Origin of the sequence: Paenibacillus sp. 11B (assembly GCF_030487755.1) — a bacterium.
Taxonomy (GTDB): Bacteria; Bacillota; Bacilli; order Paenibacillales; family Paenibacillaceae; genus Paenibacillus; species Paenibacillus vandeheii.
Genome location: NZ_JAUKNS010000002.1, coordinates 288,864 through 305,903 on the forward strand (window position 1 = coordinate 288,864; position 17,040 = coordinate 305,903).

Consider the following 17,040-nt stretch of genomic DNA (forward strand, 5'->3'; position numbering starts at 1 on the left):
ACATCAATCAGGTTATATAAAATCAGGAAGTCCAGCGGACAGAAACCTCTGCGTTGTTCTCATCACCATGTTCGTACTGAAGAAGAACGGTCTTTGAATCCGGGTCCCATTCCCACACAGCGGGTGCCGTCCGCTCTTGAACAACATACTGGGCAGATAAGGGTCTGGCCCTGCAGTACAGCCTTGCCGTTGCCTTCATATTGGCAGGACCTCTCGCAATGAATCGAAAACCTGCGGCAGACAGTGACAGACCTTCTATTCGGGAGGAAGCAGCAATAACAGATACTTCTCCATCTGTTGGACGGCCTGCTTCAATATCGTAAAGCAGGGCTTGCTCTCCCGGTTTTAGAGCCACTTGACTCAGAACGGAGAGCTGTGAATCAAACAAATCCACCATCAGACCTGAAATGTCCACCTGCTCTTCGCTGACCGACTCATCCAGAATCGATACGATTAGATAAGGACCTCGTCTAATTTTGAAATATGGCTTCGATTTCCACTCTAGTTCTGGTCCGTGGAGGGTCTCCATCGTTTCTTTGACGGATTGGCGCAACCGATCAGCCCCTGCCTTGGATAAAGTGAAGTCAGCCGGATGTTCATTCAGCCAGCAAACGATCCCTTTTCCAACCTTATTGATCCCTTCCCTCTTATCTTTCAGACCTAGCTGCTCAAACAAATGTGCTCGAGGAGAGTTATGCGCCGGATCTGACTGCCCTTCCTTGCGGTCAGGGTTCCACCATGCACGAATATTGTGATACGGATCACTGTCGTCGCCAACGTAGATTAACGCTCCGCCATCCTGCACCCACTGTGCAAGGGCATAGTGAATGTCCGGATATTCCGGTTTGATGAATTCATAGCTTAGTATGAGCACACGATAACTTGCCAAGTAACCCGGATACCGCCTTACATTATCCAGTTGAAGGGGTCTCACGGGAATCCCGTGTTTCAATAAAGGCAGTGTAAGTCCATAAAAAGGAGAGAAATCGAGCAGTTCGGTATCGCCATCCTCCTGAAATCCTTCAGGGTCTGTTCCATCGTATTTACCGGCGTGGAGGACATTGGGATCTGACTTCATTCGTTGATACATCGCCGAGTCTGCAATGAAAACGCCCACTTGTAATGGTTCCTCGGCTGTTTCAACCACATCCTGATCCATGTTACCAAGGGTGTGCATGACTTGAAGTAAAGTTGTGGTATAGTCTGACGGAATTTGTTCCTTGCCAGTGCCATCCTCGGATGGGTAAGTACCTTGAAAGATTCGTCGAGGCCAAGGTGAGACTTCATAATGGGCCACCCCGGGATGCAAGAGTGAGGCAACCACAGTCTTTAAATAGTTCTGTCGGTAATCGGCCCAGGAATAATTCGGGTTATCTTCGATCGGATCATGCAGGAACCACATCCGTCTGTCCGTACCACGAACCAGTTCTTGCATTACGCCATATTCAAGGTAAGCGGTTTCAAATGTACGTTCTTTACGCTTGCCTTCATACACATTAGGGGTTCGGGATGTCCCGGTCCAGATCTGTGCAATGTATCCATCGATGGAAGGCAGCTCTAAAAGCTGAGATTGTGGGCTGACAATTCGCCACTGTGTGTAATTAATCAGACTATGGGTCGGAACATAAAAGCGAAGAACACGACTATAACGTTTTAACGCGTAGTCCTTCATCTCGGCACATAATCGGTCCAGGACGCGTGTATATAAATACGCTTTTAATTTGGATGCTCGAAATTGTGCGTCTGGCGAAGCATGGGGCGGAATCCAGGGTTCTTTGTAATACAACTGCCATTCCCGTTTAAAAGCTTCCGAATATCCTCCGTTCACCCAGAATTCGGGCTCCTCCAGATGGATAGCCTCTACACCGGCGTCAACAGCGATACGTATTCGCTCCGCTATGTAATAGCCAAAGGAAATGGTAGGCACCATGTATGGAATGACCGGTTTGTCCCCGTGAAGAATCATGTCCCCCTGACGGTCCGTTTGAGCTTCATCCCAATGCGTTGCGCCATCGATCTCGCCATCAAGATAGTTGTTGTAGTTCCCCCACGCAACTCCTGTCATCAGATGAACGATATACCCTTTTTCTTTCCACTTCTGAATACGTTCCTGCATCGACTCGTCAATCCCATAAACCATTACAAAGTCAGTCTGCAAATCATAGTTGGCATGATAAGGAGCGGCTTCTTGAAATCCGGTACGCTCTTCCTTTCGATCTCGTGCCACATTCTTAGCCTCCCCTGCTCGTATTTCATTTGGGTTGCAATGTATGACTATCCATCATTTTCTAGACTATAATATATGATATGAATATATTCAATATGTTTTTTATATAAACATAAAAAAACCTTTCCCGTTTCTGACGGAAAAGGTTTTCTTTTTGTGAAATTCAGGCTTGAGGAACCGTTCCGGTGGTTTGACGTATGACCAGTTCGGGTTCAATCAGAATTTTGCTGTAGCTTTTCACTTCCCCATGACCGCGCAATACTTCAAGTAACTTAACAGCTGCCTGATACCCCATATTGCGCTCAAACTGCTTCACATGGGTAAATATGCTGAATTCCTCCACGATGGATGTTGGGTCATCGAAGCTTACAATCGATACATCTTCAGGCACCCTAAGCCCTGCTTGCTTGGCCATTTGATAGATTTGTACACCCAGTCTACCGTTAAGCGAAACATATGCCGTGACCATTCGGTTTTGGATATATCGGTACAAGGGGTGCGCCTCCGCATCCTTCAGTTCGCTTAGCGGTTGGAAATCCGTAATCATATGCGCAGGATTGATTAAAGCCCCTTTGCCTTTTAAAGCCTCAATATAACCTTCAATCCGCTCCTGAACCGTGACCGTCTGCAGGGGAGAATCCGAGCAAATGGCGATATCCCGGTGTCCAAGCTCCCACAGATGCTCCACGGCTAGTCGCGTGCCCCGCCTACCATCTGCCGCAATATAATGCGTCTCCACCCCTGGCAAATAGCGATCCATCAGTACAAAAGGAAAACCCGAGAGCTTCATACCGAGGATCTCCTCGTTGTAGTTCTCCTCATCTACAGGAAAGATTAACAGACCCTCTGCCCCAAGTGCCTTCATCTCCTTGATGACATCTTTCTCTTTATCCAGCTTGCCATGGGTAAACATGATCATGCTGCGATATCCTTCCTCGCGCAGTGCTTGCTCAATTCCCTCAACGAGTCTAATGGCAAAATAATCATGAATTGAGGGCATAATGATGCCAACCATTCCACTAGAAAGTATCCCTTCTCTGCCCTTCATCGTGGCAGCTTGCGTTGATGTCACAGAAGCACTATCGGCTTCTTCTGCAACAAAACTGCCTTTCCCCGGCACACGCGCAATTAATTTTTCATTTGCTAATCCGGTCAGCGCATTGGCAACCGTAATTTTACTGACCTGAAACTGATCCATCAGTTCCTTCTCTGTCGGTATGCGATCACCGGGTTTCATATTTTCTGATGTTATGACATGTCTGATATAGTCCTGGATTTGTTGATACAACGGAATTCGATCGTTTGTACTCATTTTGATCACATCACCAATTCATTCATAATATTTGAGATATATAATATATCCTTTCACATACAAGTGCAATAAACAAGCTGGGCTTATCTGCAGTTGTAAAGATCATTCTCCTGATATCACCCCATTTATTATGCCTGATTTCCAGGAATGATGGGAACTTTTGTCGAAACCCTTGTAAAATTATATATGAATATATTTAATATATATTGGATAGAGATGTGTTGATCGGCTTTCGGCCGCAAAAGGAGGATGGGTATTACGAAGGCACACGCTCTAATTTCTGACTATAACAAGGAGTGAATTCGCCATGGCTCGTAGATTCACGATTCTCTGTTTAGCCTTCCTATGCGCTTTTTCATTAACAGCCGGTGCAGCTTCCGCTTCGGAAACAGATGTACAAACAGCTAAACCTGATGGTTCCAAACACCGTGAACTTCCAAGCTTCAAAAAACCGAAACACCTGGATGCAGCCGACATCTATGATGCGCCAGGTGACATCAAATTGTTGATGGGAACTTTGCAGGGAATCGTTAACAGGGAACAACCCCGAATCTATCTCATCGAATCCCAGGAAGAAGGGAAATTGACCTGGCTTAAAGATATCAACGTGCCGTACACGCTCCATCCAGATTATTGGGAGGTATTCTCTGCTTATCGCAGCGAGGTCAAAGGCATGATCGTATATGATCCCAATGTACCGGATACGATTAACGTAGCAACCACGCTCGCAGGACTGAAGAATGCTGTTGTGGCAAGCCCCGAGCTGGCAGCCAAATTGTCCAAATCACCTTACAAATTAAAGATTATGGATGATCTGCGAGGTAAATTCAATAGTCGGATGGATGCTTATACCTGGCAATATGAGAATCTGTGGAAGAAAACGAGTCATCAGATGTTAGTTGGACTTGATCCAGATACAGCGATTCGCATCCCTTCCGGAATGCCAGAATCATTTGTGACGATTGCAGAGGAAAAGCAGCAGATCCGGGATGCAAGCAACCGTGATACGTATTCTCTGGACCTCTCCTCACTTCTGGGCAAAACTTCGGTATATTTGCGATTTGATGATGCCTTCACTCAGGATGGCTGGGGACCAGCTGTGCATGAGATTACCGTTAAGGCTGATGGAAAAGAGATTGCAAAATTCGTCGCAGGAACACCGGAAGAAGAATCATTTCTTTACGACAGACAGAATTCCAAGGTTAATGAAGGTCAAGGTGGCCACCGTTTCGCCGATAATGGCAACTATTTTGTATATGAATTCAGTCCTCCTGCGGGAACTCAGAACCTGACGGCTGAGGTGGATATGTGGAACCAGTACAAAGTATCAGCGGGTAATATCCGTCCACTCTCCGCTGAGCAGCGGGAACCCTATGCCTATTTAAGAGATTATGCAGTCGCGAATAAAGCGATGGTGTTCTGGTTGGATTCCAATGTGCCTGAGCAAAAGACACTTTTCGAGAAGATCATGTCTGACGTAAAACCGGGAACTCCCTACCTCGGCTGGTTCAGCAATGATGTTGAGGGTGAGTTCAGTTCTGTTGAAATTGCTTCACGTTATGGTGTCTATGTTCTCGCCGCCGACTGGTTCAGTAACCTGACCGTTTTCTCGGGAACACAGCCTCAGCTCACTCCGGTGAAAAAATCTCCGCGACCTGCGCTGGAGAACAAAATCTATGTAACGTATACCTTCACGGAAGGTGATAATTTTCAGTATAATCAGCATCGCATGCGTGTGATGTGGGATGATCCGGCCAGGGGAAAGGTTCCGATCAACTGGACTTCGAGCCCGCTTCTCTACGAGGCAGCCCCGGCGATCCTGAATTATTATGTGAACACCGCAACACCGAATGATCTGCTGATCGCAGGGCCATCCGGTGCAGGATACTTCTATCCGGGGGCATGGCCCGACTCAAGCTTCCGACAATTCTTGCAGCAGACCGAGAAGTATATGAAAAAGACAGGTATGACGATCCCTTATGTTTTGAATCGTGCAGACAGCGAGAATGTACCTCTCACGCCATTTAAAGCAAGCGCTTACGAGCAGGATTATAAGGCGCCTGGCTTATTCATTAGCTATGAAGACAAGTATGGTATTGAGATTGTTGGCGACAGTCTGCCGGTATCCACGATTCGTGGGATAAGTACCGTGCAGGACGGATTACAAGTGCTGAATGACGCAAAAGCAAATTGGGATGGCAAGTCCCCGTTGTTCGTTTCTCTTGGATTGCTTGCATGGAGCACGACCCCATCCGATGCCTTGGCAATCACGGAAAAGCTCGGATCGGAATTTAAGGTTGTCCGTGCTGATGACTATTTCTCCTTCATTCGAGAAAGTTACCACTTGCCCGCTAGCAAGTAATAACGATACTTACAGGAAATGTGCAGACGCATAAAAGCATCGTACCCCCGTGATGTCGGGTACGATGCTTTTTTTCATGACGGAGCCGGGTGCAATTACAGACATCATAAGTCAGCAGCATATAGTTTATCTCTCGGAAAGATTATATGCTGCTCCCGCTGATTTCTAACGATTGTTATCCCGTTGACGATCCTCAATTTCAAACAGCTACTTCTTCACTGGTTTAGCTGGTTTATCTGATTTATCTGGCTTATCCACTTTGCCTGCTTCCAGCTTTGCAGCTCCTTCCAGAAGAAATACCCCGCTGAGCTGAGCGGAAAGGTCGAGCGGATTCTGGGCGGGTTTGCCCCAAGCCTGACCGAATAAACCGTTATCCCGGCTGCCCTTCAGCAGGGCATCGGCGTTGCGATAAATCGCCTTTTTCAGGCTCTTGTTATGCCCGGTTTCATACAACTCAACCATATAGCGGATCAATATGCCTTTGAACAAAGCGCCATCTCCGTCGCCGTCCTCTTTAAATATGCCCGTCTTCTCATCTGTTAAGGCCTTCAAAGAACCGGCTGCCGTTTTCTCGGCATCTCTCAGATACGCCTTCTCCCCCGTTATCCGGTAGAGATCGACACCCGCTCCGATAAACGTGCCTTGATTGTATGTGAAGATCCATGCTTCATTTACATCCAGTGTACCATCCTCACGCAGCACCAACCCATCCGCTACCAGGCCTGTTTGCGAATGAACCAGATATTGTTTCTCCCAATCGTATATCTTCTTGGCCCATTCCAGATCCCCCGTATCGCCAAAACGTTCGTACAGTCTTGTAGCCAAGATGGCGGCAGGCCCGTTGGAGCACGCATTTCGGTTATCACGCTGATCCTTTTTCCAAGCCATACCGCCAAGCTCATCTTCCCACCAGGCGGTCTTGATGTCATCCCACAACTCCAGAACATATCCCTTCATTTCTTCACTTCCTGTTGCATCATACAGACGAAGCCCGGCAAGCGCGAGCCATTCCATATCATCGTAGAATTCATTATGAAGTGAGCCGTTGCGGGCAATGATACTGCGAACGAGTTCCTCTGCGCGCTCCGTGTATGCTTTGTCTCCTGTACGTTCGTAACCGTCCACCAACGCGTCGACTGCATGAGCCTTCCACCAGTAATTCAAGGCATGCTCACCTTCAGGCGTTGAAGGATAAGCATTATTCATCATTTTGGATGCATCGTTCCAGTAGTATTCATGCAGCTTCCCTTGCGCCCACTGCGCCTGATCCGCATAACGATTCTTACCGCCGCTTGTTGCCCCCATTGTAGTGACCAGAATAATACTGAGTACCAGCGTGAGGCTCACTATTTTCCTTTTGCTCATCAGATCCCTTCCCTTCTCCAATCGACTTATAACGAACGGTTCACTCGTAAAACAGGGACATTCATGTATGCTCCAGCTCAGATTGTCCCTCTCCCCTGACAGTGTGTTCCTTCACCTCCTTTCGAACCAAGCCAAGGCGGCTAATCATGCTTGATAGCCCGAGCTATTCCTTCACAGCACCCAGAACGATACCGTGGATTAAATAACGTTGGAGAAAAGGATAAATCAGCAGAATGGGAATCATGGAGACCAAAATTTTGGCAGAGTTCAGTGTGGTGTTAGAGATTTTATTAAACTGCTGCAGCTGTTCGACCGAAAGATTCTGCATCTGATCACGTGTGAGGCTGAGCCTCTGCAGATAGGTCTGAAGTGGTATTTTGGAGCTGTCGTTGATCAGAATAATGCCGTCAAAGAAATTGTTCCAATGCCCGACAATGACAAAGAGCGTAATGGTTGCCAGACTCGGCATGGAAATGGGAATGAAGATTTTGAGCAGGATTTTAAGCGGACTGGCTCCGTCAATAAATGCGGCCTCCTCCAGCTCCTTTGGAATCCCCTTGAAGAAGTTCATCAGGAGAATAACATTAAAGACAGGAACGGCCCCCGGGAGAACCAGCGCCCAGATGCTGTTGATCAACCCCAGATTGCTAATCACCATATACCAGGGCACGATTCCTCCGCTGAAAAGCATCGTAAACACTATAATCCACATATATGTGTTTCTCGATCTGAATTGTGTAACGCTGCGAGATAACGGGTACGCCATCAGAATGGTCAAAATCATGTTGATGGCTCCCCCAAGCACTACCCGCTCGACGGAGATGAGAAAAGCTTTCCAAAACTTCGTATCATTCAGAATCTGCCCATACGATGAGAAATTCAGCTCTACTGGAAAAAAGTAGACCCGGCCTGCATTAACAGCCGTGCTGCTGCTGACCGACACCATAATAGTATTAACGATCGGAGCCAGGGACATGAACGTAATCAGGATCAACGCAATCATAATCAACAGGCGGGATAGCCTGGAGCCGAGCGATTTGGATTGAATCATGCTAACCCTCCTAGAAAATTCTGTACCCCGCATACTTCGAAGCCAGCCTGTAGGAAATCACGATCAGAACAAAGCTGATCACTGATTTCATCAGTCCAATCGCTGTTGCAAATGAATATTGCATGTTGATCAGACCCATACGGTACACAAAAGTATCGATAATATCGCCTGTTTCGTATACCAGCGGATTATACAGGTTGAACACCTGATCAAAGCCCGCATTCAGCACATTGCCAAGGCTTAGCGTCCCCAGCAAAATAATCGTCGGGAACATACCCGGCAATGTGATGTTCAGCGTTTGCTTCCAGCGACTCGCGCCGTCCATTGCGGCGGATTCGTACAATGCAGGGTTGATCGCCGTTAATGCAGCCAGATAGACAATCGTCCCGTAGCCAAATTCCTTCCAGGTATCCGTTACAATCAGCAGCGGCCTGAACCAGTCATTGCTCGCCAGAAACATAATCCGCTCCAGGCCGAGAAATTCAAGTATGTTGTTTACCATGCCATCAAAGGAAAAGATCATGGTCAACATTGTGCCCAGAACCACCCATGACATAAAATGCGGCAAATAGACGACGGTTTGAATCGTGCTTTTGAATGCCTTCAGACGCACCTCATTAAGCAGCAGAGCGAATACGATGGGTACAATTAACCCCAGAACAATCTTCCCAACCGCGATAACCAACGTATTCACGAAGATCTGCTTCGCATCCGGCAGTTGAAACATATACGTGAAATTGGAAAGCCCTGCCCATTTGGACCCGAAAATACCTTTGGCGGGAATGAACTTTTGGAATGCCATCACAACCCCGAACATCGGTACTATAGAGAAAATGAACAGCATGATCATGCCCGGCAGCAGCATAAAATGATAGGTCATTTCGTCAAAGGTTTTACGTTTCTTTTTCCTCGGGTAACGCACTTTCCGCTCTGGATTAACGGCTGTCTCCATCTGTGCCATTGTCTGTTCCACCTCCATCATGTGACTAATTGGACAGGCATTATCGGCGAAAGGCCGTGCAGAAGTCCACCATCATGCTTGGCTTCCGCACCTAAGCTCACGCAATCGTCATCTGCTGCTCATATCGTTGACTTCTTCTGTAATCTCATCGCCACCCGTATGCTTCCAAGTGTCAACAAACGTATCAAATTCATCTACAGAAGCTTCACCCATAATGATCTTGAGCATGGTTTCCTCTTCGAGCTTCTGCAGATTCGCCCACTTCAGCTTCATCGTCTCGGTTGTTCCGTAGAAGCCTGCGGGGATCACTTCCAGATTCGGGTTGTTCGCCTCTCGCTGTCCCTCGATCCGGGAGAGGTATTCGCCGTAGGTGTTTGCATCGATCGCATTGCCTTTTTCTTTGAATTCTTGATAGGCCTTGAAAGAAACCACTCGATCTTCCTGAACAGCGGAAGCATCTCCTGCCTCATCCGCCTTGATCAAATCATCGTAATAACGCTTCAGCACATCGTCATAATCCACTTGCATCGGAATTTGGGTAGGATCATTGTTCCAGCGGCTTGCATCGGTCAGCAACTCGTCGGGATGCTCTTTCTTATAATTGATTGCGTCCTCCGTTAAGGAGTAGAGGAAATCCGTTGTTAAATTGATGGATTTCATAATCGCTTCAGGATGCGCAAAGTCCTTCTTCACAACGACGATACCCCCGCCCACGGGGTCCTGCCGGGTCGTCTTGAATTTTCCATTCTCATCCACCGGTGCAGATACGGCCACCCAGACTGCTTCAGGATCTTGCTTGATAGAATCCTTGTAGTTGGTGTAGCCGATCCACCATGGGTTAAACAGCATTCCGGCCTGTCCGTTGATGACGAGGGCTTCCTTCTCTTCATTGGAACGGACAGCAAACTGTTTATCGATCAAGCCCTCTTTATACATCGTGCTTAGCTCCGTCAGCGCTTGCTTCACTTCAGGCTGAACAGACCCATATTCAACCTGACCGTCCTTCTGTATCCAGTTCATAGGAAAGGCTCCATGCGCAGCGAAGATTGGTGTAAAATTCATGGCATTGGAATCCATCACCATGCCTACCGTCTTGCCTGTTCCCGAAACGTCCTTCTCCACAAACGTTCTGGCCAGATTCCATACATCCTCGACGGTTTCCGGCAGCTTCGCGCCGACTTTATCCACCCAGTCCTTCCGGACCCACAGCAATTGGTGCTGGTTTCCGATATTCGTCATGGGCAGACCCATGATTTTGCCGTCTACCTTCACCTGATTCAGCAGCAAATCTCCGTATGAACCATAAATATTTTTAACGCCTTCGGATGCTGTCTTCTCGTACACTTCCGTCATGTCGGCAATCAGATCGTTATCCACCAGCTGATTAAATATTTCGCGGCTGACCAGCATGACATCCGGCAGGTCACCTGTGGTCATCGAGAGTGACAGCTTCTGATCCATATCATCTGTTTCCCATGCCACCTTGGCCTTGACGTTCACCCGGTCTTCTACATAGCGTGTAGCCAGATTGTCCTCAATGGTATCGCCGGAAGGCAAGTTGTTCACATGATTGGTATTCCGGCCGATCGTAAATTCCACTGGCGTCTCGTATTTACCGTATGGTTCATAATCCTGATCTGAAACTTGGGGCTGTGCACTATCGTTATTGCCCCCGGTACATCCGCTGAATACAGCCATCATCATGCTGCCAATCAGCAGCGTAGCTATCGTTCTGCGCTTGCTCATCCTGTCATCCCCTTTATCTGATTTGCTCTTGATAACCAAATTGTATGCGTTTTCAAAAATGGCGTATATGCCACATTTTTCGGATATGTATCACTTTTTTTATGACCTCCTATTTAACTTTGAAGCTCGCATCAGAGATCCTAACAAGAACCAAACAAGCGGTTGCTCCAGCAACCGCTTCAGTATTCAAGCTATGTTTTTAGTATATGTTGACACACTCATGAGGCAGGAAGGACAATGGACACTTCCGTTCCGCTGCCCGGTTCACTATGAATCACAAGCCCGTAATCCCGCCCATAATACAGCTTAATCCGGTCATTCACGTTCCGGACACCACACCCGCCATTCTCCCCCGTTAGCAAAAGAGCCGCCTGCACTGGCATCATGCCTACACCGTTATCACGAACCATCAATTTGATGCTCTCCCCAATCCGACTAACCGCAATGTGAATGCAATAATCTCTCGCATCTGCCTCCACAAAACCGTGCTTGATGGCATTTTCCACAATCGGCTGCAAAATAAAATGAATCACCTCGGTATGTAATACCTCGTCATGGATATGGTAATCCACTTCAAATCGGCCATCGTTCATAATGAGCTGCAAATCAAGGTATGCCTTAATATGCTGGATCTCAGCTTCAATCGTAGCCATATGCCTCCCCTGATTTAGTGTTGTTCTATAGAAACGGGCTAATGCAGATACCATATAACTCGTCTCGATATCCGCTTTTTTCTCGGCCCTCCATCGTATAAATGAGAGCGTATTGTACAGAAAATGAGGGTTAATCTGGCTAATCAACTTGTTATACTCACTTTCCTTCTTGGCAATTTCGGCGTGATACACCTGGGAGATCAGGCTGTTGATCCTTTTCAGCATTTTACCGATACCGTTAGTCAGTTCACCGAATTCATCTCTGGATGAACTTCGGATAATTACATCCAGATTGTTCCGCTCCACCTTGTCCACCTTGTTCTTGATATGGATAATTCGTTGCGTAAAGTTATTGGAAATGACATAAATGAGCAGGAAAGTAATGATCAGACTGAGGATGATGACAAACAGCGTAATTTGAAAAATGCCCATTGCATTTGCGTACGCATTCGTATTCAGCAGATTATAGTGAATTGTCCAGCCATTATTGGCGAGCGATCGGCTTAAACTCAGATCACCAGGATCACCAACGTTCAAACCTGCGGCCCCAACAGCACGCTCGTGGTTTTTCTGGAAAATCACATGCTGCTTCGCATCCTCAATATGAACGGCTACATGCTCCGACAGATTGTCCAGGTCTGCAAATATGCTATCATGCTGAATGGAGATCACCATAAAATTGCTGTCTTTCGGATTGCTGATCAGTTCCTGAACGAGATAGAGCTTCTCTCCATCCACAATCCAGCGCCTGCCTCGAAATCCGTCATACCAAGCCTTGCTCTTGAGATCCCCAATAGGCAAAATATTGTTGCGAATTCCCAATAACTCCCCGGATGTATAAAAGGTAATGGCTTCAATATCATCGTCCATCAGCCGGATGTTCGAGATCAGTGGTTCCAGAATGTCCCGGAAATCGAGGTACATATGATAATAATTTTCTTCGTAGTCTTTCGTAAATATTTTCGATAAATCCCGGTTAAGCACCATGAACTCACTCAGCGTATTGTACCGATTAATCTTATAATCCATAATGTTAGCCACCTGCTCCAGACTTGCTTCTGCTTCGCTCCGCAGCTCCTTCATTTGGATACGGTAGGACTGAATGAAGGAGAGCAGTCCAAGCAGAAGAATCGGAATGAGTGCAATCACCAGATGGGACAGCAGCAGCTTGTTTCTGAACTTGATATCATTGAATTTGCTCTTGATCCATCCGATCATGTAGCACCCCGCACTCTCTGAACTGTAACGGACTGACGCCGAACCTATTTCTGAACAGCTTGGCAAAATAAGAATGATTGTCGATGCCAACAGCCCCTGCAATATCATTGATTTTCATATTCGAGTGAGCCAGCAGATGGCTTGCGCGCCGCAAGCGATAATCCGTTAAATATTTCGAGAAGTTTTCCCCGGTCTCTTTTTTAAACAAAATGCTTAAATACCCTGGAGATAGATACACATCGTGAGCGGCCTCTGACAATGAGATATCTCTCTGATGATTATCCTTCACATAATCCTTCACCTGTCGGATGACCTTCGATTCCATCGATTCCGGTTCAGGACCTCCGCCATAAGGACGGATCTGCGTGATATCCTCCATCACCTGTAGAAACTCTTCCTTGACCAGCGGCTTGAGCAAATAATTCACCACACCCAGCCGAATCGCACTACGGGCATATTCGAATTCATCGTAGCCACTGCAAATGACGATCTTTACATTCTGCTGGGTCTTACGGGCTTGTTTGCTAAGCTCCAGTCCGTCCATCAGAGGCATTCTGACATCGGTGATGAGGATATCAATCGCGTTTTGAACCAGAATCCGCTCTGCTGCTTTGCCATTCTCGGCCTCCAATACGTGAAAGGGAAACCCGTAGTGAGAGATCCAATCCTTAATGCCTTCTCTTTGAACGCACTCATCGTCAACAACAAGAACATTAAACATCATGACATCTCCTTTGCATGTGAAGTGAAGGAAACTTCAGGGTGGAATATCATATTATGCATTGCTATTTCCAGTCATATGGTAGTATAGCATAGATTTTAGAAAGGGCTTTCAAAATGGTTTTCCTCTTCTTTTTAAGATATAGAGATCAGTGATTTAAACGCCAATGACATAAACACGATCGTGTAAAAAACAAAAAGAGCCGCCATATGGCGACTTTTTCCGTGGTGTTTTGTTAACGTGTACCTGTACACTTACCCTTTCACCGCACCCAGCGCAACGCTGCCTATAATTTGCTTGGAGAATATCGCAAAGACAATAATAATAGGTAAAATCGAGATCGCAACACCCAAATACAACAGTCCATAGTCCATTCCGTAATATCCTTGCACCAGTGCAACGAGTACCGGAAGCGGATATTTATCCAGGGAGAAAAACAGGACGAGCGGCGTGAGAAAGTTATTCCATGAACCGATAAAGGTAAATATGCCAAGGGCCGAAATGGCCGGTCCCAGAATGGGCAAGACAATCTGATTAAATGTGCGAAACTCCCCTGCACTATCCACACGTGCCGATTCGATGATTTCGTCGGGAATGCTGCTCTCCATGAATTGTTTGATAAAAAATACATTAAATGCATTCGCTGCTGCAGGCAAAATGATCGCTGCATAGCTGTCCAGTAAGCCTAACGTACTGAACAGACGATACATCCCGATTAGAGCGAGCTGCCCTGGCACCATCATGGTTGCAAGCAAAAATAGAAATAGCCAGTTGCGACCTTTGAATTTGAACTTGGCGAAGCCATATGCCGTCAGGGAACCGATATACAAGGATAACACCGTAGACGTCCCGGCAATGAAAAAGCTGTTGGCAAACCCGCGCCAGATATTGATTTTGGAGGCCATGTTCATATAATTATCCACCAAGAAGGGTCCGGGCAGAAACGTAAATGTCGATGCAATCGTTGCATTGTTATGCGTGGAATAGATGAGCATGAGATAAAATGGAATGATACAGATCACGGCGAGGCCAATCAAACACAGATAAATCATAACTTTGCCCAGTGTCAGACGCCTTACAGTATCATATTGCTGCAGAGTGACTTTTTGTTGTTCAACGGGTTTGACGGTTTGCATTTCATTTCCCCCTCCCTATGCACGGCTCTTGCGCTTCGTCATCATGAAGGATACGACCGATAGCAGGATAATGATGATGAACAGACAGAATGCAATGGCCGCTCCATAACCAAAACGTGTACTTTGGAATGCCACATTATACAGATACATAATACTCGTCATGGCTGCACGATCCGGACCACCCGTTCCATTCGTCAATGTAAACGGCTGATCGAAAATCTGAATGCCTCCAATAATGGACGTGATCATCTGAAACAGTATGATTGGGCGAAGCATTGGGACGATGATATGAATGAAAATATGTTTCTTTTTCGCTCCATCCATTTGAGCGGCTTCCTGCAGAGCGGGATCAATACCCTGAAGTCCTGCCAGATAGATGACCATGGAGTAACCAAAGTATTGAAAGAACAGAATGGATGAAACGATCAGTCGCATAAACCAGGGATCATTTTTCCAGTTAATCGGATCGTCGATGAGTCCAACCTGGACGAGAAAATGATTCAAACCGCCGGATTGCCAATCAAAGATCAGACTCACGAGCAGACCCAATGATGCAGCAGTAACGATATTGGGAAAGAAATAAACCGCTCTGAAAATGTCTCTTCCCTTAAGCAACTTATCATTGAGAATAAAGGCGAGGACAAGCGAAACGGTTAGCTGTGGGACTACGGAGACACCCCAGATAAAAAGGGTATTAAATAACGTTTTGTAGAAAAGAGGATCTTGTAGAACCGCAACATAATTGCCTATTCCAACAAAGTCGGGCGTTGTGATCCCGTCAAAGTTGGTAAAGCTGATATAGAGCGAATAGAGGATTGGATAAAGCCCAAAAATGGCGAAAAGAATGAAAAACGGAGCAATGAAATAGTATCCGTAATGGTCTTTGCGGATTGACTTGGCAAACATGATTTGTACCCCCAGTCATCGGATGATTAAAAGGCATTCGCTTACTTCTAAGCTAATCCACTTCCAGCTCCGGAAATCTCAATTTGACATCACGTTTTATTCGTTTTACCGCCTCTTCTTGGGTCTGAATGTCGTTATTGAGATACAACTGGAGTACATTTTTGAAGATGTCATTGTTAATAATTGAATCATACTTGGTTCGCTCATATACAGGAACCTGCTTGGCCGCTTCCGAGAAAAACTCAAAATGCTTCTGCCCTCCCAAATACGCTGAAGATACAGATCCCGCAAGCTGATCATTCACGACCCTATTACTTGTGAAATAATCCTGTTCCTTTGCAAGCTCGGACAGAAAATCATGATCAAAGTTATAAAACTCAATAAACTTCCAAGCCAAATCCTTTTTGTCACTTTTACTGTACATGGCAATATAAGTTCCACCGGCACTAAAAACGGATGGCCCCGGTGCGAGACCCCACAACCCTTCGGTATCCGGAGCGTTCGCCTTAAACGTGTATTGCAATGCCCAGGTAGCTCCCGGATAGAACATCACCTGGCCTTTTTGCATGGAAGCCGCATATCCGGCACTCCCATCATCCAACTCTGCAAGCACATGCCGCTGACGCGCTTCGCGCACAAGGTCAAGCACTTTCATGTAAGTGGGATCGATAACTAACTTCCCATCCTTAACCCAAGGAATACCATCATACGAATTCGATATCGCGTTCCAGTTGGCAAGGGCATGAACTTTATTTCCACTTTGCTGAGCGACCCTCTCTCCAATCTCAAATATTTTCTCCCAAGTATCAATCTGCGGCGCTACCTTCTCCGGGTCGTCCGTACCCAAATATTCTTTGGCCAGATCTCTTCGATAATAAATGCCTCCAGGCGTTCCCTGATAACCGATCGCTCTAATATTTCCTTGGCTATCCTTCTCATTTGCTTGCACAAAAGCATACTGCTCCGGAATCAGCTCATTGGCGTTATACGGTGCTTCCGATAAATTCTCCAGATAAGGCACATCAATCAGCTCTCTGATATTTGCATTCTCGATCATAAACACATCCGGAGCTTTGGACGTCGTCTGAAGCGCCGACTTTAACTTGGTGATATAGAAATTGCCCGGAATATTAACAAAGTTCACCTTGATGTCCGGGTACTTCTCCTCGAATTTCTCAATGGCATAGCCCGCTTCATCCGTAAAACTCCATACTGTAATCTCCTCCTGCTTGGGTTGATTCGCTCCACCCGGCTGGCAACCGGATACCATCATCACTGCGCTTACGAGTGCAATCATGGAGATATATTTAAGCTTAAAGTTCTTCATAGGCCCCCTCCTTCAAAAAGGAAACGCTTACAATTTATTAGAGTATATGGATTTT

Annotated in this window: 12 protein-coding genes; 1 reads left to right on the forward strand and 11 read right to left on the reverse strand. The window is 46.4% G+C overall.

Annotated features, from left to right (window positions below):
- Positions 1 to 22 precede the first annotated feature (22 nt).
- On the reverse strand, positions 23 to 2,227 hold the full coding sequence (locus Q0V21_RS09810) for a hypothetical protein (RefSeq protein WP_301878673.1): 2,205 nt from the start codon (positions 2,225 to 2,227) through the stop codon (positions 23 to 25).
- A 163-nt stretch (positions 2,228 to 2,390) separates the two neighbouring features.
- A complete protein-coding gene (locus tag Q0V21_RS09815) occupies positions 2,391 to 3,539 on the reverse strand; it encodes a GntR family transcriptional regulator (protein WP_079344496.1) in 1,149 nt (382 codons plus the stop codon).
- 307 nt (positions 3,540 to 3,846) lie between these two features.
- On the opposite strand from Q0V21_RS09815, the gene Q0V21_RS09820 reads away from it, so the two are divergent.
- Positions 3,847 to 5,901, forward strand: a complete 2,055-nt coding sequence (locus tag Q0V21_RS09820) for a GxGYxYP domain-containing protein (protein WP_301878675.1) — start codon at positions 3,847 to 3,849, stop codon at positions 5,899 to 5,901.
- A 207-nt stretch (positions 5,902 to 6,108) separates the two neighbouring features.
- Here Q0V21_RS09820 and Q0V21_RS09825 read toward each other — a convergent pair whose 3' ends face one another.
- From Q0V21_RS09825 to Q0V21_RS09865, 9 genes are all read right to left on the reverse strand, one after another.
- The gene (locus tag Q0V21_RS09825; protein WP_301878676.1) at positions 6,109 to 7,266 is read right to left on the reverse strand and encodes a glycoside hydrolase family 76 protein; all 1,158 of its coding nucleotides are present in this window, start codon (positions 7,264 to 7,266) and stop codon (positions 6,109 to 6,111) included.
- Between the two features lie 163 nt (positions 7,267 to 7,429).
- Positions 7,430 to 8,317, reverse strand: coding sequence for a carbohydrate ABC transporter permease (locus Q0V21_RS09830; RefSeq protein ID WP_079344493.1), 888 nt, complete (start codon positions 8,315 to 8,317; stop codon positions 7,430 to 7,432).
- Between the two features lie 10 nt (positions 8,318 to 8,327).
- Positions 8,328 to 9,278, reverse strand: a complete 951-nt coding sequence (locus Q0V21_RS09835; protein ID WP_443145811.1) for an ABC transporter permease — start codon at positions 9,276 to 9,278, stop codon at positions 8,328 to 8,330.
- A gap of 108 nt (positions 9,279 to 9,386) precedes the next feature.
- Complete coding sequence (locus Q0V21_RS09840; RefSeq protein ID WP_301878678.1) at positions 9,387 to 11,024, reverse strand: extracellular solute-binding protein; 1,638 nt, start codon at positions 11,022 to 11,024, stop codon at positions 9,387 to 9,389.
- A 218-nt stretch (positions 11,025 to 11,242) separates the two neighbouring features.
- Positions 11,243 to 12,895, reverse strand: a complete 1,653-nt coding sequence (locus Q0V21_RS09845; RefSeq protein WP_301878679.1) for a sensor histidine kinase — start codon at positions 12,893 to 12,895, stop codon at positions 11,243 to 11,245.
- Complete coding sequence (locus Q0V21_RS09850) at positions 12,864 to 13,619, reverse strand: response regulator transcription factor (protein WP_301878680.1); 756 nt, start codon at positions 13,617 to 13,619, stop codon at positions 12,864 to 12,866. The genes Q0V21_RS09845 and Q0V21_RS09850 overlap by 32 nt, the downstream gene beginning before the upstream one ends.
- A gap of 251 nt (positions 13,620 to 13,870) precedes the next feature.
- Positions 13,871 to 14,752 (reverse strand): carbohydrate ABC transporter permease, encoded by an 882-nt coding sequence (locus Q0V21_RS09855; RefSeq protein ID WP_024631746.1) that lies wholly within the window; start codon positions 14,750 to 14,752, stop codon positions 13,871 to 13,873.
- A 15-nt stretch (positions 14,753 to 14,767) separates the two neighbouring features.
- A complete protein-coding gene (locus Q0V21_RS09860) occupies positions 14,768 to 15,658 on the reverse strand; it encodes a carbohydrate ABC transporter permease (RefSeq protein ID WP_024631747.1) in 891 nt (296 codons plus the stop codon).
- A 52-nt stretch (positions 15,659 to 15,710) separates the two neighbouring features.
- Positions 15,711 to 16,985, reverse strand: a complete 1,275-nt coding sequence (locus Q0V21_RS09865) for an ABC transporter substrate-binding protein (RefSeq protein WP_301878682.1) — start codon at positions 16,983 to 16,985, stop codon at positions 15,711 to 15,713.
- Positions 16,986 to 17,040 lie beyond the last annotated feature (55 nt).